We start from the raw sequence: 23,031 nt of genomic DNA on the forward strand, positions 1-23,031 counted from the left end.
GAAGGCCCCCTTCCCTCGGCTGAGCCGAGGGAAGGGGGCCTTCACGCGCGAAACGTCAGCGGCCCTGTGGCAGCCCAGCGGCCAGGTCCGACAGCGCCAGCACGTGCTCCATCAGCACCGTCAGCACCTGCTTCGTCGACTCGCGTTCCCGCGCGTCGCACAGCAGCAGCGGGACGTCCATGCCGACGTCGAGCGCCTGCCGGACCTCCTCGGTGCCGTAACGGTAGGCGTTGTCGAAGCAGTTGACGGCGACGACGAACGGCAGCCCGCGGCGCTCGAAGAAGTCCACGGCCGCGAAACAGCTGTCGAGCCGCCGGGTGTCGGCCAGCACGACGGCGCCCAGCGCGCCTTCCGCCAGCTCGTCCCACATGAACCAGAACCGGTCCTGACCGGGCGTGCCGAACAGGTACAGGATCAGCTCGGGGTTGATGGTGATCCGGCCGAAGTCCAGCGCCACCGTGGTGGTCGTCTTCTTCTCGACACCGGTGAGGTCGTCGACGCCCTCGGACGCCGCGGTGATGACCTCCTCGGTGCGCAGCGGGGGAACCTCGCTGACCGAACCGACCATCGTGGTCTTACCGACCCCGAACCCGCCGGCGATGAGGACCTTGACCGCGTTCGCGGTCAAGGATCGCCGGGGCTCAGAGTTTCCGGATGCCATCAAGAACCGCCTGGAGTACGTGTTTGTTGGGGGTGTCGGTCACCGGGGTCGCGGTGCGGAACAGCACGAGGTTCTGTTCGATGAGGTCGCTCAGCAGCACCTTCACCACCGGCAGCGGCAGATCGATCCGCGCGGCGACCTCCGCGACGGAGGTCGGTCTCTGGCACAGGTTGAGGATCCGCCCGTACTCCGGCTCGAAGCCCGCGACCTCCTGCGAGGAACGCATGGCGACCACCAGGGTGATCAGATCGAGGCCGAGCGTGTCCGAGCGGGTGCGCCCGCCCGTGACGGCGTACGACCGGACCAGCGGCCCGGCCTCCTCCTCGAACCACGACTCGTGCCGCCCGCTCATGGCGAGGTGGGAGTCGCGGCGCGGGGCGCCGAAGTGAGTACCGCGCCGACCCGCTTGACCATCAGGTTCATCTCGTAGGCCACGAGGCCCATGTCCGCGTCCTCCTTCGCCAGCAGCGCGAGGCACGCACCGCGGCCCGCCGCGGTGACGAACAGGAAGGCGTGGTCCATCTCGACCATGGTCTGGCGGACGTTGCCGCCGCCGAAGTGCCGTCCCGTGCCCCGCGCGAGGCTCTGGAACGCCGACGCGACCGCGGACAGGTGCTCGCCGTCCTGCTCCGACAGGTTCCCGGACCGTCCGATGAGCAGGCCGTCGGAGGACAGGACTACCGCCCTGTCGGCACCGGCGACACGCTTGACCAGGTCATCCAGCAACCAGTCGAGTTCACTGACTCCCGCGTTGGCCATCTAGTCACGATCTCCGTACATGTCGAGGTCGGTGTAGTCGTCGGTGGGTTCGGTGTCCCGCGCGCGGCGCGTGCCCTGCTGGAACGCGGCGAGCCGGTTCCTCGCCAGCTCGGGGGTGTCCTCGCGGACCTCCTCGCGCTGGGCGGCGGGCCGGTCCTCCATCAGCTGGGGGACCAGGTTCGCCTGACGGCGGCGCTGCGGCAGCGGTGGCCTGCCGGGCGCCTCGGGGCCGGGCCGCCGGGTCTGCGGCGGGCGGCCGTCCTGCGGCCGGGTGTCGGCGGGCGGCCACGCCGGCGGCTGCACCGGCTGCGGACGTCCCTCGGCACGCACGGGCTCGGGGCGGATCGGTTCGGGGCGCGGCGTCTCCGGCCGGGGCACTCGCGGCGGGCGCGGGGGCAGCGGCGGCAACGCGCCACCGGGCTGCTCCTGTTGGGGCTGCTGCGGGGGCTGCGGCGCGACCGGCATCGGCACGGGCAGTTCGGGCCGTTCCGCGGGGAGCTCGGTGCGGTGGCGGGCACGACGGCCCGGAAGCAGCGGCGCGGCTTCCGGCACCTCGGTGCTCTCGGGGTCCACCTCGTCCTCCGGCTGATCAGACGGGACCGGCGCGAGCAGGTCGGTGCGGACGAGCACGATGGCCCTGGTGCCGCCGTACGCGGATTCGCGCAGGTGCACGGAGATCCCGTGCCGTGCGGCGAGGCGCGCGACCACGAACAGGCCCAGCCGTGGCTCGGCTGACAGGGCCATGATGCCGAAGTCCGGCGGATCGGCCAACATCGCGTTCAGCTCGGCGGCCTGCTCGGGCTCGATACCGAGACCCTGGTCCTCGACCTCGATCACGACACCCTTGCCGACCACGTTGCCCCGCAGCTCCACGCGCGACTGCGGCGGCGAGAAGGAGGTCGCGTTGTCGATCAGCTCGGCGAGCAGGTGCACGAGGTCGCCGACGACCGGGCCCTGCACCGCCATCGCGGGCATCTTCGCCGTCTTCACCCTGGCGAAGTCCTCGGTCTCGGCCGAGGCGCCGCGGGTCAGCTCGGCCAGCGTCACCGGCTTGCGCCACTGACGGCCGGGCTGCCCGCCACCGAGGATGATCAGGTTCTCCGCGTTGCGGCGGGCGCGGGTGGAGAGGTGGTCCAGCTGGAAGAGCGTGTCCAGCTGCTCCGGGTCCTCCTGCTTGCGCTCGGCCTGGTCGAGCACCTTGAGCTGGCGGTGCACGATGACCTGGCTGCGGTGCGCGATGTTGAGGAACACCGTCTTGGTGCCCTCACGGGTCCTCGCCTCTTCGACGGCGGCCGCGATGGCGGTCTGCTGCGCCTTGTTGAAGGCCTCGGCGACCTGGCCGATCTCGTCGTCGCCGTGGTCGAGGAAGTGACCCTTGTCGTCGAGGTCGACGGGTTCACCGGCCCGCACGCGGTCCACCAGTTCGGGCAGCCGGATCTCGGCGACGTCGAGGGTGTCCTCGCGCAGCCGCGCCAGCCGTCCGATGAGCCGGTTGGACAACCGCAGGGCGATGACGAACACGCCGATCGCCACCAGCAGCGCGATGGCCGCGGCGATGGCCGACGTGATCAGCGTCCGGTCGGCCTCGTCGACCGCCTCCGTCGTGGCCGTACCACTCTGCTCGACGAAGCCGCGCATCATCGCGTCGCTGACGCCGCGCGCGGCCTGCAGCCACGTCTGCTCGGGGATGGGGAGCGTGGCCTTGCTGTTCTGCAGGAAGGTGTTCTCGACCGTGGTGACGGCCTTCCACGGATCGCTCGCGACGAGCTGGTCGAACTTCGCCTTGACGTCCGGGATCATCCGCGAGACCGAAGACTCCAGCTGCGACCGGTAGGAACCGACTTCGGTCACGTACGCGCGGTAGGTCTCGTCGGTGAAACCGCCGCCCGCGACGGCCGCGGCGGCGAGGGCGTTCGCGCGCTGCATCTGGTCGATGGCGGTGAACAGCGGGACCGCGGTGATCCGCTGGTAGGCGTTCTCGGCGTTCGGCGCGTCCTGGGCCAGCCCGGTCAGGCCCTCGACGAACTGGTCGAGGATCTGGTTGTAGAAGGTGAAGGCGTCCAGCAGCGGGAGCTGGCCGGAGTCGGCCGACTGCCGGATCTGCGGCGACTTCTGGAGCAGGCCGTTCAGCGTGGCGATGTTGCGCTGCACGCTTTCCGGCGAGTCACCGACGAACTTCTGCAGATGCGCGGCGACACCCTGGGCGGCGGCGTCGGTCTTGGCGCGCTGCTCGACGAGCGTGGCGTGCTGCGACCGGTCGCCGGCGAGCTCGCGCAGCGTCAGGCGACGCTCTTCCTGCACCTGGACGAAGAAGGGGAGAGAGGGGGCTTCCGAGTCACGGATTCGCTGCGCGTAGTCACGGCCGTCGACCGCGTCGAAGATCAGGTACCCGCCGATCGCCAGACCGACCAGCATCAGCGCGATGCTCGGAATGAGCGCGATCGTCAGAACGCGCGAACGAATCGAAGAGCCGCGGCCTCGTCGAAGGGAAATCTGCTTCACCGTGGTCCGTTTTCCTTCCGGCAGTTTTTGGTGTCGGGTCGCCGGGGATTCCTACCCGCGGGATCCGATAGCCGGATCAACACAGCGTGGTCCGCTCCGCCCGCGAAGACGCTAGGAGACCCAAACGGGTGAGTCAAGTCCGGACGCGAAGGGTAGTCACGTATGGCCGTGACCTGCTGACTAGAGGCGGTCGGACCAGGAAAGTCCACCACGTGGGACGGGACACCCGGCTAAGTGACCCACCAGTAGATCACCTGCCGGTTTACCGCAGGCAGCGGCTTGATCGTCACTCTTCGGATTCGATCAAGTGCCCCGTCGCGGGCTCCGCGGCCCAGCGAAAAAACCGGCGAAAACTACTCGCCGTGACGTCGCTCACGCTTTCGGACCAGAGCTCCACATACCGTTCGGTTTGCGAACGACATCACCGCGGAGCAACGCCGCCGTAACGCCCCTCGCGCCACGAAATCGAGAATTCCCGCCGCCAATTGCGGGCGATTCGGCGAAATGATCTTCGTCAGACCTGCCGAGCTCGTCGTCGAGGAGCGCCTCGACCCTCCCGGAGGCGTCACGGAGGAGGCGGGCGCCCGCCCAGCACAAGGTGGCCACCCCGCAGATCAGGACCACGACGAGGGCGGTCTCGACCGGATACCGGGCACCGAATTCGTTGAGCAGAAATCCGGAGGCGGCACCGGTCACGGCGATGGCGACATAGGTGAACGACATGATTCCCTCCCACTCCCGGCGCCAGGGCCCGCGCCTCGCCGGTAAGACGGGCGACGCGGGTTTTCCTTACGCCACAGGGAAAGGATCTACGTCACACACGCGGCGAGCGAAGGTCGAGATTAACAGCGGATACGCGAAAGATCGCGCGTTCTCCCCCGCCGGGGCGAGGTGATCACCTATTTGCCACGGATTCCCGAATGAGTTTCATCCTTTTCTCCACGCTTAGTGTGCCGAGGTGAGCGACCTTCGAAAATCATCGAAGGCTTCGGGGGTCCGCGAGCGTCGTCACGGCGCGAAGCACCTCGCCGAAGGTGGTGTAGAGCGGCGCCAGCCCGAATCGCAGCACGTTGGGCGGGCGGAAGTCCCCGATCACGCCGCGGTCGATCAAGGCCGCCATCGTCTTGGCCGCGTCGTCGTCGATCACCGAGATCTGGTGGCCGCGGTCTTCACCGCGCGGGGTCCGGATCGTCGCGCCGTCGAGGAGCTCGTCCGCGCACCGGAAGAAGAACTCCCCCAGCGCGAGCCCCTTCGCCCTGAGCACTCCGCGGTCCACGCCGTCCCAGACGTCGAGGGCCGCGTCCAGTGCCAGCAGCGACAGGATGTCGGGGGTGCCCGCGCGGCCTCGCGCGATCCCGGCGTCCGCCTCGTACGCGCCCCGCATCGCGAACGGGTCACGGTCGCCGGCCCAGCCCGCCAGCGGCTGGTCGAAGCCGTCCAGCCACTTCGTTGCCACGTAAAGGAAAGCGGGCGCACCGGGGCCACCGTTGAGGAATTTGTAGGTGCAGCCGACGGCGAGGTCCACGCCTGCCGCGTCCAGCTCGACCGGCAGCGCGCCGACGCTGTGGCAGAGGTCCCAGAGCGCCAGCGCCCCGGCACTGCGCAGTGCCGCGGTCAGCCCGGCCATGTCGTGCGCGCGCCCGGTGACGTAGTCGACGTGGTTGATCAGCGCGACGGCCGTCCGCTCGCTCACCTGGGCGGGCATGTCCTCGGCGACGACCCGGCGCACCGTGCGCCCGGTCAGCCGGGCGGCCTCGTCGGCGATGTAGCCGTCGGTCGGGAAGGTGTCCGCGTCGACGAGGATCTCGTCGCGGCCTGGCCGCAGGCGGGTCGCGGCGACCAGCGCCTTGAACAGGTTCACGCTGGTCGAATCCGCCACGACGAGCTGCCCCGGCGCCGCTCCCACCAGCGGCGCGATCCGCTCGCCGACCCGCACCGGAGCCTCCCACCAGCCCTCCGACCAGGACCGGATGAGCCGCCCGCCCCACTGCTCACGGACGACCGCGGCGACACGCTCGGCCACGTGCTTCGGCGGGGCACCCAGTGAGTTGCCGTCGAAATAGGCGACGCCCGCGTCGAGGTCGAATTCGTTTCGCTTGTGCGCCAAGGGATCGGCCGCGTCCAGCGCCGCGGCCTCGGCTACGAGGTCAGTCACGGCGACCATCGTCGGCGAGTGTGTTCCAGAAGTCCAGCTCGTACTCCTGGAACAGCCGCGCGTGGGTCCGAGCGTCCTTTTCGGACAGATCACCGGAGTCGAGCGCGGCCTGCACGGCCCGGACGGCCAGGTCTTCGAGCTCCGGCGACGGCGTGCCGAAGAAGTCGAAGAAGGCGCACGCCTCGTCGTCGAAGCCATAGCGCTCGCGCATCGCGGCGGCGATCGCGGCGCAATACCGGCCGAAAGCGGCGAAGTTGGCGACGATCGCCACGATGACGTCCGCCGGTTCGCCGTTGAGCGCGAGCCAGGCGACGAACGCCGGGTACGCCTGGCATCCCGCGCGCGGCTCGAAGCCGGGCGGCTCTTCGGCGAGCGCGGCCAGCTTGCCGAGCGCCAGCCCCTCTCCCGAAGCCAAGGCCGCGAAGAACTCCCTCGCGTTCCGCTCCCTGGCACGCGAGGCGAGGTGCAGGAAACTCCGCCAGTCGCTCCGGACGATCCGGTACTCCTCCGCGGCGATCGCCGCGAACACCTCCCGCGGCGCGTCACCCGCCTCCACCAGCGGGACGAGCCTGTTCTCGTCGTCGCGGGGCGCGAGTTCCGCCTGGACCGCGTCGATCAACTCGCGTGCCGGACCGGTCATCGTCGGAGCTCCTCCTTGGTGCGGGACTGACGCGGTGAAAACGGAAAAGGTGGACATTTCGCGGCTCACGACCGTGGCCGCGATTCTCTATCCAGCACTGCCGACAGCCCTTACAGTGTGCCTGATCAGGCAGCATCGAGGAGGCCAGCGTTGACCACCCAGCCGACCGTCGCCGAGCAGATCGAAGGCCAGACCATCCCCGCCCTGCTTCACCGCAACGCCCAGGAGTTCGGTGAGCTGCCGGCGGTCACGTCACTCGACATCGAGGGCAAGCCGACCCTGAACTGGGCCGAGTTCCGCACCGCCATCGCGGAGGTTTCCCGAGGGCTCGCCGGGCTGGGGCTTGGCGTCCGCGACCGGATGCTGATCATGGCGCCGAGCAGTCCGGACCACCTGATCGCCGATCTCGCCGCGGCTCATCTCGGCGCCATCCCCTGCACCGCGTACGCGACGCTCAGCCCGGAGCAGATCGGGTTCGTCGCCCGGCACAGCGCCGCCGGCGTCGTCGTCCTCGCCGGTGCCGAAGAACTCGGCCGCTGGTCGCAGGTCCTCGACGACCTGCCCGCGCTGCGGCACGTCGTCCTGCTCGACGCTTCCGTGGTCCCCGAGGACGACAAGCGGTTCCTGTCGTTCGCCGACCTGCGCGCGGCCGGAGCCGAGGCGCACGCCGCAGACCCGCGGGCGTTCGAGACGGCGTGGTCCGCGATCACCCCGGACGATCCGCTGTCGATGATCTACACCTCCGGCACCACCGGCGACCCCAAGGGTGTGGTGCTGTCGCACCGCAACGCGATCTACCAGGCCGTCGCCGTCCAGAAGCTGCACGACTCCCCGATGCACGCCACGAACATCGCGTACCTGCCGCTCGCGCATATCGCCGAACGCGAACTGTCGATCTACATGCCGATCGTGTGGGCCGGGCACGTGCACACCGTCGCCGACCCGACCGGTGTCGTCGGCGCGCTCGGCCAGGTGCACCCGAAGAGCTTCTTCGGTGTCCCGCGCGTGTGGGAAAAGATGGTGGCCGGCCTCAAGAACCTGCTCGGCTCGCTTCCGGAAGAGAAGCGCAACGGCCTGATCGGCGCGAACGAGTTACTGCAACAGGGCTACAAACTGCGCAGCGACGGCAAGGAAGTACCACCCGAACTCGCCGAGAAGATCGCGCAGACCGACGCGGCCGCGCTGGCGCCCGTGCGGGCGATGCTGGGCCTCGACCAGATCGAGGTCGCCTCCAGCGGTGCCGCCGCGCTGCCGGTGGAGATCCTGTACTTCATCGCCGGGCTCGGCGTCGAGATCCAGGAGGTCTGGGGGCTGTCCGAGACCACCGGCGCGGTCACGTCGAACACGCCGTCGGCGTTCAAGGCCGGTTCGGTCGGCCGCCCGCTGGAGGGCATCGAGGTGAAGGTCGCCGAAGACGGCGAACTCCTCGTCCGCGGCGCGATCGTCTTCCTCGGCTACCTGCAGGCGGACGGCACGATCGAACCGGACGTCGACGCCGACGGCTGGCTCGCCACCGGCGACATCGGGACGATCGACGAACGCGGCTTCGTCACGATCACCGACCGCAAGAAGGAACTGATCATCACGTCGAGCGGCAAGAACATCGCGCCGACGAAGATCGAAGGCCTCCTCAAGGAACACCCGCTGATCGGGCAGGCCGTCGCGATCGGCGAGAAACGGCCGTACGTCACGGCGCTGATCGTCGTCGACGACGAGATCGCACCGGGCTGGGCGACCGCGAACGGCATCCAGCTCGCGGAAGGCGAATCGCTCGCCGACAACGCGGAGGTCCGCGCGGAGATCGAGAAGGCCGTAGAGGCGGCGAACGCGCGGCTGGCCAGGATCGAGCAGATCAAGCGGTACCACGTGATCCCCAAGGCGTGGACGCCGGAAAGCGGCGAGGTGACCCCGACGTTGAAGCTGAAGCGGCGGATCATCAACGACCGGTACGCGCCGACCATCGCGGATCTGTACGCGGCCTCCGCTCCGGAACCCGCTCCCGCCGCCGGCTCCTGAGCCGCAACACTCGTGATTGGAGGCGTAACTCGCGTGTCTGGGGGCGTAACTCGCGAGTTACGCCCCCAGACACGTGAGTTACGCCTTCAAACACGCGAGTTGCGCGTTCCAGCACAGGGCGAAAGGAGTCGCGACCGGTCGGCGACCGCTGCTAACTTGCCGCCGTGGATCTCTTTTCCCGATCTTGGGCAGCGCTGCTCGCCGCCGTCGCCGAAACCCCCGACGAAGACTTCGCCAAGCCGTCCGGCTGCGCCGGCTGGCTGGTGCGGGACCTGGTGTGTCACCTGGTGATCGACGCTCAGGACGTCCTGATCACCCTCGCCACCCCCGCCGGGACGGAACCCACGCGCGACGCGGTCACCTACTGGGAGATCGCCGAGAAGCCGCCCACCGGCGAGGACGACCTCGACGCGCTGATCGTCCGGCTCGCCGCCGCCTACCAGGAGCCGCGGCTGCTCAAGTTCCACCTCGACGACGTCGGCTCAGCCGCGGGCCGGGCCGCCGGCCTCGCCGACCCGGCCCTGCGGGTCGCCACCCGCGACATCGTCCTGACCGCGGGCGACTTCCTCGCCGCGTACGTCCTGGAGTGGACGCTGCACCACCTCGACCTGGTCGCGTATCTCCCGCACCTCGACGGCCCCGCCGCCGACAGCCTCGCCCGGACCAGGCAGATCCTGGAGCAGCGGACCGGCGAAACGTTCCCGGCGTCGTTCTCCGACACGGACGCGCTGCTGGTCGGCACCGGACGCCGTCAGCCGACGGACGCCGAGAAGGCTGAACTCGGCGACCTGGCCGCGAAGCTGCCCTTCGTCGTGGGCTGATCCGGACGGCACGCGTGTCGTCCGTCTGATCACGCGAGTCAGGCGGTCCGCGTCGACTCCGTCCATTTGCGCAGCCGCGGCGGGACAAGCTTTTCGAGGCCGTAGTTCTCCAAGTGCGCGCTGAAGACCTCGTCGAAGGCGCGCTGCACGGTCTCGGTGTCCCACACCGGCCGCTCGAGAATCGGCTGCTTGAGGAACGGCTGCCCCATGACGTGCAGCTGCGGCCCGTTGCAGCGGATCATCTGCCCGGTGATCCCGTCGGATCCGGCGCCGAGCAGGAAGAGCACGACGGGGGCGATCCGCGACGGCGTCCGGTCCGGCGGGCAGGCTCGCAGCGACCGTTCGGACTTCCACACCATCCGGGTGTGCGCGAGCGGGCAAACGGCGTTCACCCGGATCCCGCTCTCCTCCAGGTCGAGCGCCCACGAGTAGGTCAGCGAGGCGACGGCTCCCTTGCTGGCGGCGTACACGCCGAGCTTGCGCTGCCCGAGCGACGCCCCCGACGAGATGTTGACGATCGAGCCCGGTTTGCCCCGCGCCACCATCGCCTTGATCGCGGCGAGCCCGGTGTACATGACGCCGAGGACGTTCACCTCGATCAGCTCGCGTGCCTGCTCGACGTCGTCCTCCCACGGCAGCGCCTCGTAGTTCAGGCCCGCGTTGTTGACCAGCCCGTCGATCGCGCCGAACTCGGCGAGGCACAGGTCGACGATCTCCTGTGCCTGCTTCGGATCGGCGACGCTGTGCCCGCTGGCGACCGCCCTGCCGCCGAACCGGCGGATGTTCTCCGTCGTCCGTTCGGCCAGTTCGGCGTCGATGTCGTTGACCACGACGGCCCCGCCCGCCCTCGCGACGTGCACCGCGAACGCCTCGCCGAGGCCCCGCCCCGCCCCGGTCACGACGACGGCCTTGTCGTCGAGCAAACCGTTCATCGCCTTCACCCCTTTGACCCAGCCGGCCTCCACCTCCAGACCGGTCTCCACTCAGTGTTGGCCCATTCGGCCCAACCGGAACGCCGGCGGCGGCGAACGGCGGCCCGGCTGCGCCGAGCGAGGGCGGGGCGATCGGCGCGCAGATACCCGCGGGCGAGTCAGGCCGACGTCACCCACCGGTCAGACGGCGTAGCCCGATCAGCTCAACAGGCGAAGGATTCGGCGGTCTTCTGTTCGTCTCCCTGTAGCCAGAGGCATACTGAACGTTGTCCGGCGGGACGACAACCGTGACTCCCTCGTCGACCGCGTACCAAGGCAGGCAAGAATGCGAGGGACGTAAGTTCACCCGATCGGGGGGAGGTGGTCACGCAGTGAAGACGAACGCGGCGCCGCGGATGACCGCCGCCCTGGCGAACCGCGAGTTCCGCGCACTCTGGCTCGCCGAGGTGCAATCCCTCATCGGGGACCAGCTCACCATCGTCGCGCTGGCGATCCTCGTCTACGACCGGACCGGTTCCGCGCTGCTTTCCGCGGTGGTCTACTCCCTGACCTTCCTGCCCGCCCTGGCCGGCGGACTCGGCCTCTCCCAGCTGGCCGACCGCTACCCGAGGCGCACCGTCCTCGTCTTCTCGTCCCTGATCCAAGGCGTGCTGATCGCGTTCATGGCGATCCCGGGCACCCCGCTCCCCCTGCTGTGCGGGCTGGTGGTGCTGGCACGGCTCGTGAACGCTCCCGGCAACGCGGCGCAGAACGCGCTGACCCGCGAGGTGTTCACCGACGACGACCTCTATCTCAAGAGCCAGGACATCAGGGGAATCTCGACCAACACCGCCATGCTGCTCGGCCTGGCGGGCGGTGGCCTGCTGGTGTCGCAGGTCGGGGTGAGCTGGGCACTGGCGCTGGACGCCGCGACGTTCCTGCTGAGCGCGGCCGTGGTCCGGTTCTCGGTCTCCCGGCGGGCGGCGGCGTCCGACGGCAGCGGCAGCTGGTTCGGCGCGGTGAAACAGGTTTTCGGCAACCGTCACCTGCGGGTGCTGGTCTGGTTCTCGTGGCTGGTCGGCCTGGCCGTCGTCCCCGAAGGGCTCGCCGCGCCGCTCGCCGCGGAGATGGGCGTGGGGAAACAGGCCGTCGGCTGGCTGCTGGCCGCCGATCCGCTGGGCTTCGTCATCGGGGCGTTCCTGCTGTCCCGGTTCGTCTCGGCGGAACAACGACGGAAGCTGCTCGGCGTGCTGGCGGCACTACCGATGATCGCCCTGATCGCCTTCGCGCTCCAGCCGGGGCTGATCCCGGCGTTGCTGCTGCTGGCGGCGGCGGGTGCCGCGGGGGCGTACCTGATCACGGTGAGCGCCACGTTCATCACGTGGGTCCCGAACGAACTCAGGGGCGGTGCGGGTGGGGTGTACCGCACGGGATTGCGGGTGGCTCAAGGAGTAGGGGCGGGTCTCGGCGGGCTCGCCGCCGATCGGCTCGGTGCGGCGACCTCGGCCATCGCCCTGGCGGGCGTGGTCGGCCTTCTGCTGGCCGTCCTGGTCGCACTCAGCTGGGGACACCTCAACGGATCCAGTCCGGAACCGCTGCTGTCATGACGAATCCACTCTGGACGACCCCTGGGGCGGCACGGCCGCCCGGCGGGTTCGTACTGGGAAATCTCGACACGACACTGCTTCGGCACCTCAGTGAAAAGAAACGGCTTCGGATCAGAAGTCACGGCTCGACACGGTCATCCACCTCCCGGCCACCTCGTTGCTGCGAACTATTACCTTGTCCGGGCTCAGAAGTCACGACTGGACACTATCCGTCACCCCTTCCGCGGCACGTCTCGAAAAACATTCAGTCGCCAAGATCAGAAATCACGGGACACGATTGGCACCTCCGGTCCGTGTTCGCGGGCACCCTTGCCGGTGTCGGACAACCGATGCGATGGGATGATACCGGCCGTGGAATACGAACGGTGTATCAGTCGGTACCGGTGAGATTACTCAGCCGTGCCGTCCGCGCGGAAAAGAGGTAGCAATTGCCAGCCGAGACCGGCGGCCGCCGCCAGCACGGTGACGGCACCGGCGACCTTGACGACGCGACGGCGGCGCCCGCCGCCCAGAGCGGTGCACCGGTGACCGAACGCGGGCAGGCGAGTCCGGAAGGTGACCAGGCCCCGCCACGCCATCCCTACGACCCGAGAGCGTGGGCACTGTGGCAGCGGCCGAAGCGGTTCATCGCGTTCCTTTTCGCGATGGAGGCCATCGGAATCGCGATCATGGTCCTCGCGACGATGAATTCGGCGAATCCGGGAAGAATAGACTGGGTTCGTTTCGCCATTCTCGCGGTCGGCGCGACGGCGCATATTCAGCTCACCCAGCGGCAGGAAGAAAGACGGCGCGACCGCAGCCGCACCGTCCTCATCGACCTCACCGCGGTATGGACATTTCCGGCCGCGGTGATCCTGCCGCTTTCGCTCACGCTTTCCATCATCGCGATCGTGCGTATCCAGCATTGGTTCATCGCCCGCCGTCCCGCGCACAACTTCGTGTTCTCGTCGGTCACCCACGGCGTTTCGGTGACACTGGCGTCGCTCACCTTCGCCGCTTTCGGGCCGCATGAATGGGGACGGATCTCCGGCTGGGACACCCTCGGCGAGTTCGGCGTCCTGATCGTCACGGGAATGGTCTTCGAAGCGGTGCAGATCGCCTACATCGGTGGCATCCTCGCGCTCGGCTCGCCGAAGCGGCCGTCGATCTCCACCGTGCTCGGCAACGCGGCGGACAACCTGCTGGAGGCCATCACGATCGGCCTCGGCGCGGTCACCGCGGTGCTGCTGTTGATCATGCCACCGATGGTGATCGTGATGGCCGTGGTGACGGTGGTGTTCAATCGCCTCGCCGAGATCGACCAACTGCAAAACGACGCGCGGACGGACCCGAAAACCGGTGTTCTGAACATGCGCGGATGGTCGGAGTCGGCCGATCGGGCACTCGGAAGGACCGCCCGATCGGACGACAGCCTTGCTCTTCTGATGATTGATCTCGACCACTTCAAGTGGATTAACGACACATATGGACATCCGGCGGGCGACGACGTCCTCCGTGATGTGGCGCGGAAATTGGACGAGGTCACCCGGCCCGCCGACGTCATCGGCCGGTTCGGCGGCGAGGAATTCCTCGTACTCCTGCCGGATATCGACGAAACGGCGGCCAAACTCGCCGCCGAGCGAGTGCGCAGCGCCATCGCGGAACTGCATATAGTGACTACCGACAAAAGGGGCAGCCGGGTCACCATCTCGGGCCGCACCACCTCGATCGGGGCGGCCTTGTTCCCTCGTCACGGTGAATCCCTGGAGGAACTCCTGCACGCCTCCGACGCCGCCGTCTACGTGGCCAAGGAGAACGGGCGGAACCAGGTGCGCTTCGCCCAGGACGTGGACCGGCCCGCTCCCCCGCCGCCCTCCGACGCGGGCTGAAAGCGTCCTTCACCGCATCCCACGTGCCGAAAGCGCCCTTCACCGCGTCGCATGCGGGGAAAGCGTCCTTCAGCCCCTGGTCACCCATCCGGGGGTGAACCCGGGGGTTATCCGGATGTCGGCCCCGATCGGCGGATGGCACCCTGGACGCCATGCCAGCGACAGCCGAAGCCGCCGCTCGTCCTGCCCGGATCCGGCGGCCGTGGTCGACTTCGGGCTGGTTGCTGCTGGTCACCGTGCTGGTGTTCGGCTTCGGGCTGATCGCGTCGCGGCCCGCCTCGCCGCCGGACCAGGGGCCACCGACGGGTGACATCCTCGCCGCGCAGAACGCGGTCGACGCGCTGGTCCGGCCGGGTCCGGCTGAGCACGCGATCGCCGAACTGCCCGCCGACTTCACCGCGGTCAGCGGGATCACCCCCGGGGTGATGACGGCACGGGACGGCACCGTGCGCGCCGTCCACTCCGACGGTGGATGCTCGGCGCCCTGGGGCGACGACAACACCAAGTGGGACTACGCGGTCCCCTGCAAGGCGCACGACCTCGGCTACGACATCCTCCGTTACGCCGAACGCAAGGGGCACCCGCTCGGCCAGGAGGCCAGGGCCGCGCTCGACGACCGGCTCTCGGCCGACATGCACAACACCTGCGTCCTCAACCCGGTGGACTCGCGGGGCACCTGCGACGTCGTCGCCTCCCTCTACACCGCCGGACTCGTGCTCAACTCCTGGCATCAACGCTGGGGACCGCCGGTCGGCGACCCGCTCGGCCCGATGATCGCCGGAGTCCTGGTGATCGGCGCGCTGCTGGTGTTCCGGCTGCGCGGCTGGGTCCGCAACCGCCGGACCGCCGTCCCGCTCCCGGCCGAGCCGCGGCCGGTCGCCCCGGTCGGCCGGTGGGCGTTGCTCGGGGTCGCCGGGGTCGTCCTCATGCTGCTCGGCGAATCCGCCGTCGCACTCGCGCACTGGGCGGGGGCGCCGGAGCGGTCGTTGTGGCCGTTCACCTGGCTCGCCCAGCTCTGCCCGCTCGTCTTCTTCGCGGTCGGCCGGATCAACGAGGCGGGCTGGCGGTCGATCCGCGCGACCGGCGGCCGCTATCCGCAGTACCTCGCCGACCGGGCGAGCCCGTTGCTGCGCCCGGCGCTGATCTTCGCCGTCGTCGCGCTGGTCGTCCCCCTCGCGCTGGAGGTGCTGGGGATCCCGACCGGCACGAACGCCACCGTGATGCGGATAGCGCTGCACCCGCTCTGGTTGCTCGGCGTCTTCCTGCTGACCGTCGTGCTCGCGCCGGCGCTGCTGGCGCTGTACCGCCGGACGCGGACCGCCTCCGTCGCCGGACTGCTGGCCATGACCTTGGCGAGTGAGGCCGCCGCGCAGTGGTCCGGTTCGGCCGTCCCGCGTTACGCCGAGACGTTGTTCCTCGCCCTGTTCGTCCAGCAACTGGCGTTCGCCCACGCGGCCGGCGTCCGTCTTTCGCGCGGCGCCCTTGTGGCGACGGCGTTCACCGGCGCCGCCGGGCTGGGTCTCGCGGTCGCCGTCCGCGGCGAAGGACCGATGCTGCTCGGCGGGCCCGGCGCCCCGGCGGCGCTTTCGGGCCCGCCGTGGGGTGTGCTGCTGCTCGGACTGGTGCAGCTCGCGCTCCTCGGCCTGCTCGCGCGGCCGCTGGCCCGGCTCGGCGCCCGCCCCGCGGTCGCCGCCACCGCCCGGCTCGTCCTGCGCGCCCCGATGAGCCTGTACCTCGGCTTCCTGTCCGCGATGCTGCTGCTCGTGGCGGTCGTCTACCTGCCGGGGCCGTTCGTGGACGGGCTCAGCTGGCTGGCCCGGCCGAGGGTCCTGCTCGCGATGGCGCTGCTGGCCGTGCCCGCCGTGCTGGTCTTCTGGTGGTTCGAGCGCCATTCGGGGCCGCAGCAACGGACGGTCGACGAGCCAGGCCTGCGGGCCAGGGTCTTCTGCCGCGCGGCGGCGACGGTCGGCATGGCGTACGCGATGCTCGGCGTGTTCGGCTTCGCCCTGACCCGCTTCGGCGGCGCGTCCGCCGACGCCGACCTCCTCGGTATCCGGTTCGGCCCGGTCCACAGCCTGGTCAACCTGCTGCTCGGCGTGTACCTCCTGCACACCGTGCGGAACGGCACCAGCCGGACGACCGGGACGTGGCTCGTATGCGCGGTCGCGTGCGCGCCGCCGCTGATGACCGCCCTCGACGGGAAGCAGGTGAGCGCCGCCTCCGTCGCGCTGCCGGTCGCGACGATCGTCGTCGCGATGCTCGCGGCGGCCGCCACGCTGGTCCCGGCCCGCGCGGCCCGGCGTGTCCTGCCCTGATCCATACGGCACTGACCAGGCGTTTTCCGTAGCATCACGAGGAAACCGGTGGTGCGTGCCACATCTTCGGGGGGATGTGTAATCCTGCGACAACCCGCAACAGGCACCATGCGTCCCTTGAAGAGACCGTCGAACCGGTAACGACCAGAAGGAGCAGACCGCGTGGAGTACCCGCCTCGGAATGGGCATGGGGATCGACGTCCCGCCCGGCCTAGGCAGGACGCGCCCGGACGCGTTCCTTCCCGCCCGGCCCCGCCCCGGAGCGCCCGCCCGGCACCCGCCCGCCGCCCGGAGCCGCGCCGTGCCCCTCGACGGTCGTTCCGCGGCCCCAAGATCGCTCTCGGGCTGGTATCGCTGCTGGTGATGGGCCTGACCGGGTACGCGTGGGCCGCGATGGACGGCCTGACCTTCGCGAACGTCGGCATCGGCTCGGACGAAGGCGACAAGCCCGCCGACGGCGCCCGCGACATCCTGCTCGTCGGCCTCGACAGCCGCACGGACGCGCAGGGCAACCCGCTGTCCAAGGAGCTCCTGGCCCAGCTGCGCGCCGGGCAGGCGGACGGCGAGCTGAACACCGACTCGCTGATCTTCGTGCACATCCCGAACGACGGCTCCAAGGCCGTCGCGATCTCGCTGCCGCGTGACTCCTACGTCGACATCCCCGGCGGCTTCGGCAAGCACAAGATCAACTCGGCGTACGCCCGCGCGATGCTCGACGAGCGCAAGAAGCAGCAGGAGAACGGCGTCTCCGATCCGAAGGAACTCGACCAGAAGGCCAACGAGGCCGGGGCGAAGACCCTGATCAAGACGGTCGAGCAGCTGACCGGCTCGACCATCGACAACTACGCCGCCATCAACCTGCTGGGCTTCAGCGAGATCACGCAGGCCATCGGCGGTGTCGACGTCTGCCTCAACAACGACGTGAACGACCAGTTCTCCGGCGCGAAGTTCACCAAAGGCCCGCACACCATCTCCGGTGTCGAGGCGCTCGGCTTCGTCCGGCAGCGGCACGGGCTGCCGCGCGGTGATCTCGACCGCGTCGTCCGGCAACAGGTGTTCATGGCCGGGATGGCGCGGAAGGTGCTGTCGGCGGGCACGCTCGCGAACCCCGGCAAGCTCAACGACCTGATCACGGCCATCAAGAAGTCGGTCGTGCTCAACCAGAACTGGGACGTCTTCGGTTTCGCGCAGCAGATGAAGAGCCTGACCGGCGGTCAGCTCGAGTTCCGGACGATCCCGATCGTCAACATCGAGTACAAGACCCCGAACGACGGCGTCGCCATCCAGGTCGACCCGAAGCAGGTGAAGAACTTCGTGCAGGGCCTCGCGGGCCCGCAGCCGGGCGAACAGCAGCAGGCGCCGCCCGCCGAGTCGCCCAACAAGGCGACCACGGTCGACGTCCGCAACTCGACCAGCCGGGACGGGCTGGCCTCGTCGGTACTGAAGCAGCTCGTCGACAAGGGCTTCACCGCGGGCGACACCGCCACCGCGAGCGCGCGCAAGAAGACGGTGGTCTGGGTCGCCAAGGGCGAGAAGGCGGCGGGCCAGGCGGTCGCCGACGCGCTCGGCGGCAATCCCACCATCCAGGAGGACAAGAGCGTCCAGGCCGGGCACGTGATGGTCTTCCTCGGCTCGGACTTCAAGGCGCCGAGCGGCGCCGAAGGCTCCGGCTCCTCGCAGAACGCCGCCGGTTCGTCGGCCGCCGCGCCGCCGCCCGAGCAGTCCGACGAGAAGCCGATCACCGCCGAGGGCGTGCCCTGCGTCAACTGACGCGCTCGCCGCTCCTCCTGGCAGCACCACCTCCGGCACATGTCGCGAAAGCCACTTTCAGGACGTCAGATGTCCCGAAAGTGGCTTTCGCGACATGCCCGCCCAGGCTGCGCGCGGCCCCGATGAGCGCTGAAAACCACCGAAACCGCCCCTCCGTCCGCCGTTCCTTCACCCATTCGGCCCAGTGGGCCAAAATCGAGGGGAAAAGCACCCCCGAAACCGCGTAAGAGCGGCGGCCCGAGCGACTTTCATACACGTGAGCGCGCTCGTCCCGGGTTTTGTCACACGGGGCGGGCGGTGGAGAAGGTTGGCAAGGCAGGGGATGGGGAGTGCTGATCGACGCTGAGAGCTATCAGCGGATACTCGGAGACGAGCTCCGCAAGCTCCGCCGTAAACGTGGCTGGACACGCAAGGAACTGAACCAGCATCTGCAGAGCGAGATCTCGCTCCAGACGCTGGCCACCTACGAGCTCGGCACCCGGCACTGTTCCGTGGTGCGGCTGGTCGAACTGTGCGTCGCGATGGACGAGCTACCACAGGATCTGCTGGCCAAGGTGCATCGCCGGGTGTTCGTGGACGAACCCGGCCGGGTCCGGATCGACCTGCGCCAGGTGATCAAGGACGAGCAGGACGAGCTGCTCCCGCTGCGGCGGTGGGCGGACGACCGGCTCAAACGGTCGGGTGACAACGGCTCCGCCGAAGTCCATCTCGACCTCGCGGCGCTGGAACGGATGGCCGAACTCTGCGGCATCCCCACCGTCGATCTCATCGGAAGGCTTCGCCGGCTCAACCCCTCATGAGCGCGGCGTTCCCCGGTCCGTGAGAGCCATGCCCCCCATCTTGGCTTTCACGGACCTCCCCCTCTTCGCGTGAAGGCCCCCTTCCCTCGGCTGAGCCGAGGGAAGGGGGCCTTCACGCGGGCTCAGCCGAGGAGTTCGTAGTCCTCGCGACGCACCTTGCGGGTGTCGAGCCAATACCGCCAGGTGAAGCCTGGCCAGATCGTGCGGTTGACGCCCTTCGCGTCGAGATACCAGCTCTTGCAGCCGCCCTGGGTCCAGATGCCCTTGGCGAGTTTGCGCTGGATTTCGACGTTGAAGCGCTCCTGCGCCTCCGGCCGCGGGTCGAGCGCCTTGCCGCGCGCGAGCCGCAGCGCCTGCGCGACGTACGAGATCTGCGCTTCGATCATGAAGACCACCGAATTGTGCCCCAGCCCGGTGTTCGGGCCGAGCAGGAAGAACAGGTTCGGGAACCCGGACACGGTGATGCCCTGATACGTCCGCATCCCCTCGGTCGCCCATTCCTTGCCGAGGTTGCGCCCGTCCCGGCCGATGATCTCCAGATCGTCGAAGGCGTCGGTGACGTGGAATCCGGTGCCGTAGATGATCGCGTCGACCTCGTGCTCGACGCCGGCGCCGTCGACGACACTGTGTTCACGAACCTCTTTCAGGCCGTCGGTGACGACGTCGACGTTGTCCCGCGCGAGCGCCGGATAGTAGTCGTTGGAGACCAGGACCCGCTTGCAGCCCATGGTGTAGTCCGGCGTCAGCTTCCGGCGCAGCTCGGGATCCTTGACGCTCTTGAAGATGTTGCGCTTCGCGATGCGCTGGCCGATCTTCATCACCCACGGCTGCCCGTTGAAGCCGATCGCGCGGGCTTCGAGCCCCCAGTAGAGAACGTCGCGGAAGGCACGCTGCAGCAGCGGCACGGAGCTGAACGTCTTCCGGAGCGTTTCGGGCATCTCGCGGTCCGGCTTCGGCATGATCCACGGCGGCGTCCGCTGGAAGAGCGTCAGCTCGGCGACGTCCTTCGCGATCCGCGGCACGAACTGGATCGCGCTGGCGCCGGTGCCGACCACGGCGACGCGTTTTCCGGTGAGGTCGTAGTCGTGTTCCCACTGCGCGGAGTGGAAGGCGCGGCCCTTGAAGCGCTCGATGCCGGGCAGCTTCGGGATCTGCGGTAAGTGGAGCGCGCCGACCCCGGCGACGAGCGCGGGCGCGACGAACTCGTCGCCCGACTTCGCCGCGACGTGCCAGCGGTTCTCGTCCGCGTCCCAGCGGGCGCCGGTCATCTCCTGGCCGAAGCGGATGAAGCGGCGCAGGTCGTACTTCGCGGCGACATCGCGCATGTACTGCCAGATCTCCGGCTGCGGCGAGTACGCGCGGGACCAGCCGGGGTTCTGCTCGAACGAGAACGAGTACATATGCGAGGGGATGTCGCAGGCGCAGCCGGGGTAGGTGTTGTCCCGCCAGGTGCCGCCCACGTCGTCGGCCTTCTCCAGGATGACGAAGTCCTCGCGGCCCTCTTTGCGCAGCTGAATGGCCATGCCCAGCCCGGAGAAGCCGGTTCCGACGATGACGACACCGGTCTCGGTGCGGTTGCCCATGACCCGACCTCTCGTTCGATTTACCTGTTACCGGAAGTCCACCTTACTTGAAGTAGGTTACCTTCGGTAGAGTGTTGTGGTGACGACGGCGAAGCGCAAACGCATGCCACGAGCAGAGCGAATGCGGCAAATGATCGAAATCGCTGAAGAGGTCTTCGCCGAACGCGGCTACACCGCGGCGTCGATGGACGACATCGCGGAACGCGTCGGGGTCTCCAAGCCGATGCTCTACGAGTACTTCAACTCGAAAGAGGGGCTGCTGCTCGCCTGCATCCAGCAGTCCCGGGCGGCGCTGCGCGAGGTCACCGAACGGGCGATCGTCGGTGCGACGTCCGCCGAGGACGCGCTCAGGCGCGGGCTGCTCGCCTTCTTCGTCTTCATCCGGGAACGACGCCAGGCCTGGTCGCTGCTCCGCCACGAGATGGCCCTGATCGGAACCGGCGCCGCCGACGAGATCGAGCAGACCCGGCGCCAGCAGACCGACCTGATCGCCACCCTGATGGGTGATTACTTCGAGGCGGGGGACGACCTCCGCGCCGAGGCGTCCGCGGAGTTCGTCGTCGGGGCGTGCGAGCGGCTCGCGATCTGGTGCGAACGACACGAGGACGTCAGCCCCGAAACGGCCACCGGATACGCCATGGATGTCCTCTGGTCAGGCCTGTCCGCGCGGGCCCGCTGAAACGACTGTGAAGATGCTCGTGCATTAGGCCATTCGGTCGTCACTCAGAGCACATTGCCGCCAGTGTCTTGTGACACAGAGTTGTCCTACTGTATCGATGACACTGTAGAAAGTCTGATGGACAGTCGCGACCTCCGGCAGGAGGGGGCGCCACCACCCGAAAGTGGCGTCATGACGGCGGCGTGACGAGGTCCTTCAAGAGTGTCCATCGAGTGACGCTTGCTCGCGAGGAGAGGGGTGAGGCGGATGACCGAACCGATCACCGCGTCGTACGTCCAGGAGGACGACGACTGGAAGATAACGGTCAGCGGCTCCGGCAAGGAACTGACCGGTCGCGCGCCGGGCATCATCGCGGCCCGGGACCGGGCCGACCAGCTGGTCGAGAAGCTGTCCCCGCCGGAACATTCGACGGTGGTGCACCTGCTCAACGGCAGTGCGCTGGAGTTCACCGCCGCCTACATGACGGCGAGGCTCACGCTTCCGGAGATCGAACCGCTCGAGGTTCCCCCTCCGGCGAACGGCAAAGCCAAGGAGAAGGCCGGCGGCAAGCCTCCGGTGCCCCAGGGCAAGGAACTTCCGAAGGCCGTCGACGAGGCGAAGTCCAAGGAGAAGCCCGAGCCGGCCAAGACACCCGCCAAGGCGGCCCAGACCTCCTGAGACCTACTTCAGGAGTTTGCGGATCAGCAGCACGCCGATCAGCACGGCCCCGCCGATGAGCGGGTACTTCACCTTGGGCTCGTCCAGCTTCGCGCGCAGACCGGTCTTCGCGGAATCCACCAGCTTCGCGGGGTTCGCCTTCGTGCCCAGCTGGTCGAGCGTGGCGACCAGCGCGTTCCTGGCCTGCTCGATCTCACGCTCGATGGTCTCGGGATCGCGAGCCACGTGTCCTCCTCGCCGCGACGGACTTGCTGGAAGCCCACGTTAGAGGACGCCACCCCGTGCCGTGGCACCGGCCACGCCGAGAAACGCGGATCGTGTCGCACGCTACGATTTCGGGGCAGCACTGGGGGCCCGTAGCCCAATTGGCAGAGGCACACGGTTTAGGTCCGTGCCAGTGAGAGTTCGAGTCTCTCCGGGCCCACCCCGCACGTCTGACCCGCGGCGGCGCGCTCCACCCGGAGCCGCACCACAGGCCGCGTGCCACAGAAATGCAGCACGGACACGAAGAGTTCGGCGGGGTGGGACACAGCCTTCCTCCGGCCAGGATCTGCGGACCGATCTCAAATCAGCCATTTCTCATCGTCAAGATGACCGGCCAGCCACGTGCGGCTCCCCGCCACGGTCAGCCCGTCTCGTGCCACATCGCGCAAAACGGCCTCGTCGTACGCACGGCCGGCGAGTTCGGCTTCGGTGAACTCCAGAAGGCGGATGTCGTTGCCGACCCAACGAGTCATTTCGACTGCCAGCTCATCGACTTGCGCTCTCCACCGGTCGTCGTCGGCGTTGTCCGGCCGGATCAGCAGGAGGTCCACATCGCCGTCGTCCGCCATCCCGCCTCGCGCCGCCGCGCCGAACACCGCGGCGTGGACCGGAGGGATCTCCCAGCACTTAAGCCGATGCGCGATACGTTCCAGAAGCACATTCCTCAGCCGAGCAAGGCCGATGATGTGCCCTGCCGCGAGGTGGTCGCGGTTGAGCCGGTACGCGAAAGCGTTCCCGACCCGATCGGACAGCACGACTCCCTGCTTCGTCAGGCGCCGCAGTACCTTACGGATCCCTTCCTCCGAGTACCTCGCCAGGAGGCGATGCAGCTGCCCGGTCGTGAATACGCCGTCATGGTCGGCGAGCACGGCGAGGACGTCACCGTCGAGCGTGGGGGTGACCGTCATCAACGGCCGGTTCAAGTCCAATCCCATATCCTCCAGAATTCACCTAACTATAGTACTGGAGCCCCAACTATAGTTGGCCAAATCCCTGCCGAGGCCGGCGTTCGCTACCGAAAGC

20 protein-coding genes and 1 tRNA gene are annotated in these 23,031 nt (G+C 68.7%); 10 read left to right on the forward strand and 11 right to left on the reverse strand.

What is annotated here, in order from left to right:
• Window positions 1-55: 55 nt before the first annotated feature.
• The 7 genes from ACOCEP_RS03185 to ACOCEP_RS03215 form a co-directional block, all read right to left on the reverse strand.
• Window positions 56-661 (reverse strand): GTP-binding protein, encoded by a 606-nt coding sequence (locus ACOCEP_RS03185; RefSeq protein ID WP_026466899.1) that lies wholly within the window; start codon window positions 659-661, stop codon window positions 56-58.
• Window positions 642-1,013, reverse strand: coding sequence for a DUF742 domain-containing protein (locus ACOCEP_RS03190; protein WP_378370172.1), 372 nt, complete (start codon window positions 1,011-1,013; stop codon window positions 642-644). Before ACOCEP_RS03190 ends, ACOCEP_RS03185 begins: the two co-directional genes overlap by 20 nt.
• On the reverse strand, window positions 1,010-1,420 hold the full coding sequence (locus ACOCEP_RS03195; RefSeq protein WP_016336740.1) for a roadblock/LC7 domain-containing protein: 411 nt from the start codon (window positions 1,418-1,420) through the stop codon (window positions 1,010-1,012). Before ACOCEP_RS03195 ends, ACOCEP_RS03190 begins: the two co-directional genes overlap by 4 nt.
• Window positions 1,421-3,922, reverse strand: coding sequence for a sensor histidine kinase (locus ACOCEP_RS03200; protein ID WP_482335674.1), 2,502 nt, complete (start codon window positions 3,920-3,922; stop codon window positions 1,421-1,423).
• Window positions 3,923-4,294: 372 nt separating this feature from the next.
• On the reverse strand, window positions 4,295-4,645 hold the full coding sequence (locus ACOCEP_RS03205; RefSeq protein ID WP_482335676.1) for a hypothetical protein: 351 nt from the start codon (window positions 4,643-4,645) through the stop codon (window positions 4,295-4,297).
• Between the two features lie 253 nt (window positions 4,646-4,898).
• Window positions 4,899-6,086 carry a kynureninase gene (locus ACOCEP_RS03210; protein ID WP_482335677.1) on the reverse strand — a complete coding sequence of 396 codons (1,188 nt, stop codon included), beginning with the start codon at window positions 6,084-6,086 and terminating at the stop codon, window positions 4,899-4,901.
• Entirely contained in the window at window positions 6,070-6,717 is a 648-nt protein-coding gene (locus tag ACOCEP_RS03215; RefSeq protein WP_482335678.1) for a transcriptional regulator, read from the reverse strand. The genes ACOCEP_RS03210 and ACOCEP_RS03215 overlap by 17 nt, the downstream gene beginning before the upstream one ends.
• Before the next feature lie 150 nt (window positions 6,718-6,867).
• On the opposite strand from ACOCEP_RS03215, the gene ACOCEP_RS03220 reads away from it, so the two are divergent.
• On the forward strand, window positions 6,868-8,733 hold the full coding sequence (locus ACOCEP_RS03220; protein ID WP_482335679.1) for an AMP-dependent synthetase/ligase: 1,866 nt from the start codon (window positions 6,868-6,870) through the stop codon (window positions 8,731-8,733).
• Window positions 8,734-8,897: 164 nt separating this feature from the next.
• Window positions 8,898-9,554 (forward strand): maleylpyruvate isomerase N-terminal domain-containing protein, encoded by a 657-nt coding sequence (locus tag ACOCEP_RS03225; protein ID WP_482335680.1) that lies wholly within the window; start codon window positions 8,898-8,900, stop codon window positions 9,552-9,554.
• 38 nt (window positions 9,555-9,592) lie between these two features.
• Here ACOCEP_RS03225 and ACOCEP_RS03230 read toward each other — a convergent pair whose 3' ends face one another.
• Entirely contained in the window at window positions 9,593-10,486 is an 894-nt protein-coding gene (locus ACOCEP_RS03230; RefSeq protein ID WP_482335681.1) for an SDR family NAD(P)-dependent oxidoreductase, read from the reverse strand.
• A gap of 371 nt (window positions 10,487-10,857) precedes the next feature.
• Between ACOCEP_RS03230 and ACOCEP_RS03235 the strand changes: the two genes are divergently transcribed.
• The 5 genes from ACOCEP_RS03235 (at window position 10,858) to ACOCEP_RS03255 (ending at window position 18,825) form a co-directional block, all read left to right on the forward strand.
• On the forward strand, window positions 10,858-12,072 hold the full coding sequence (locus ACOCEP_RS03235; RefSeq protein WP_482335682.1) for an MFS transporter: 1,215 nt from the start codon (window positions 10,858-10,860) through the stop codon (window positions 12,070-12,072).
• A 428-nt stretch (window positions 12,073-12,500) separates the two neighbouring features.
• Window positions 12,501-13,940 carry a GGDEF domain-containing protein gene (locus ACOCEP_RS03240; protein ID WP_482335684.1) on the forward strand — a complete coding sequence of 480 codons (1,440 nt, stop codon included), beginning with the start codon at window positions 12,501-12,503 and terminating at the stop codon, window positions 13,938-13,940.
• Window positions 13,941-14,092: 152 nt separating this feature from the next.
• The gene (locus ACOCEP_RS03245) at window positions 14,093-16,255 is read left to right on the forward strand and encodes a phospholipase A2 (RefSeq protein ID WP_482335685.1); all 2,163 of its coding nucleotides are present in this window, start codon (window positions 14,093-14,095) and stop codon (window positions 16,253-16,255) included.
• A 162-nt stretch (window positions 16,256-16,417) separates the two neighbouring features.
• On the forward strand, window positions 16,418-18,025 hold the full coding sequence (locus ACOCEP_RS03250; protein WP_482335687.1) for an LCP family protein: 1,608 nt from the start codon (window positions 16,418-16,420) through the stop codon (window positions 18,023-18,025).
• A gap of 329 nt (window positions 18,026-18,354) precedes the next feature.
• On the forward strand, window positions 18,355-18,825 hold the full coding sequence (locus tag ACOCEP_RS03255) for a helix-turn-helix domain-containing protein (RefSeq protein WP_482335688.1): 471 nt from the start codon (window positions 18,355-18,357) through the stop codon (window positions 18,823-18,825).
• Between the two features lie 122 nt (window positions 18,826-18,947).
• On the opposite strand, the gene ACOCEP_RS03260 is transcribed toward ACOCEP_RS03255, so the two are convergent.
• Window positions 18,948-20,408, reverse strand: a complete 1,461-nt coding sequence (locus ACOCEP_RS03260; RefSeq protein WP_482335689.1) for a flavin-containing monooxygenase — start codon at window positions 20,406-20,408, stop codon at window positions 18,948-18,950.
• A 121-nt stretch (window positions 20,409-20,529) separates the two neighbouring features.
• Between ACOCEP_RS03260 and ACOCEP_RS03265 the strand changes: the two genes are divergently transcribed.
• Together ACOCEP_RS03265 and ACOCEP_RS03270 are read left to right on the forward strand one after the other, a co-directional pair.
• Entirely contained in the window at window positions 20,530-21,087 is a 558-nt protein-coding gene (locus ACOCEP_RS03265) for a TetR/AcrR family transcriptional regulator (RefSeq protein ID WP_482335690.1), read from the forward strand.
• Window positions 21,088-21,333: 246 nt separating this feature from the next.
• Window positions 21,334-21,744, forward strand: a complete 411-nt coding sequence (locus ACOCEP_RS03270) for a hypothetical protein (protein WP_482335691.1) — start codon at window positions 21,334-21,336, stop codon at window positions 21,742-21,744.
• 3 nt (window positions 21,745-21,747) lie between these two features.
• Here the strand turns inward: ACOCEP_RS03270 and ACOCEP_RS03275 are convergent, their stop codons facing one another.
• Window positions 21,748-21,969 carry a DUF3618 domain-containing protein gene (locus ACOCEP_RS03275; protein WP_005165704.1) on the reverse strand — a complete coding sequence of 74 codons (222 nt, stop codon included), beginning with the start codon at window positions 21,967-21,969 and terminating at the stop codon, window positions 21,748-21,750.
• A 125-nt stretch (window positions 21,970-22,094) separates the two neighbouring features.
• Here ACOCEP_RS03275 and ACOCEP_RS03280 point away from each other — a divergent pair.
• Window positions 22,095-22,168, forward strand: a tRNA-Leu gene (locus ACOCEP_RS03280).
• Between the two features lie 139 nt (window positions 22,169-22,307).
• Here the strand turns inward: ACOCEP_RS03280 and ACOCEP_RS03285 are convergent.
• A complete protein-coding gene (locus ACOCEP_RS03285; protein ID WP_482335692.1) occupies window positions 22,308-22,916 on the reverse strand; it encodes a nucleotidyltransferase domain-containing protein in 609 nt (202 codons plus the stop codon).
• Between the last annotated feature and the right edge of the window lie 115 nt (window positions 22,917-23,031).

This window comes from Amycolatopsis sp. CA-211722 (assembly GCF_056828465.1).

Excerpts from the sequence above, each read along its gene's own strand:
- ACOCEP_RS03210 (WP_482335677.1), bottom strand. The coding sequence starts at position 6,086 with ATGGTCGCCGTGACTGACCTCGTAGCCGAGGCCGCGGCGCTGGACGCG.
- ACOCEP_RS03195 (WP_016336740.1), bottom strand. The coding sequence starts at position 1,420 with ATGGCCAACGCGGGAGTCAGTGAACTCGACTGGTTGCTGGATGACCTG.
- ACOCEP_RS03185 (WP_026466899.1), bottom strand. The coding sequence starts at position 661 with ATGGCATCCGGAAACTCTGAGCCCCGGCGATCCTTGACCGCGAACGCG.
- ACOCEP_RS03245 (WP_482335685.1), top strand. The coding sequence starts at position 14,093 with ATGCCAGCGACAGCCGAAGCCGCCGCTCGTCCTGCCCGGATCCGGCGG.
- ACOCEP_RS03285 (WP_482335692.1), bottom strand. The coding sequence starts at position 22,916 with ATGACGGTCACCCCCACGCTCGACGGTGACGTCCTCGCCGTGCTCGCC.
- ACOCEP_RS03260 (WP_482335689.1), bottom strand. The coding sequence starts at position 20,408 with ATGGGCAACCGCACCGAGACCGGTGTCGTCATCGTCGGAACCGGCTTC.
- ACOCEP_RS03215 (WP_482335678.1), bottom strand. The coding sequence starts at position 6,717 with ATGACCGGTCCGGCACGCGAGTTGATCGACGCGGTCCAGGCGGAACTC.
- ACOCEP_RS03230 (WP_482335681.1), bottom strand. The coding sequence starts at position 10,486 with ATGAACGGTTTGCTCGACGACAAGGCCGTCGTCGTGACCGGGGCGGGG.
- ACOCEP_RS03265 (WP_482335690.1), top strand. The coding sequence starts at position 20,530 with ATGCGGCAAATGATCGAAATCGCTGAAGAGGTCTTCGCCGAACGCGGC.
- ACOCEP_RS03205 (WP_482335676.1), bottom strand. The coding sequence starts at position 4,645 with ATGTCGTTCACCTATGTCGCCATCGCCGTGACCGGTGCCGCCTCCGGA.
- ACOCEP_RS03190 (WP_378370172.1), bottom strand. The coding sequence starts at position 1,013 with ATGAGCGGGCGGCACGAGTCGTGGTTCGAGGAGGAGGCCGGGCCGCTG.
- ACOCEP_RS03270 (WP_482335691.1), top strand. The coding sequence starts at position 21,334 with ATGACCGAACCGATCACCGCGTCGTACGTCCAGGAGGACGACGACTGG.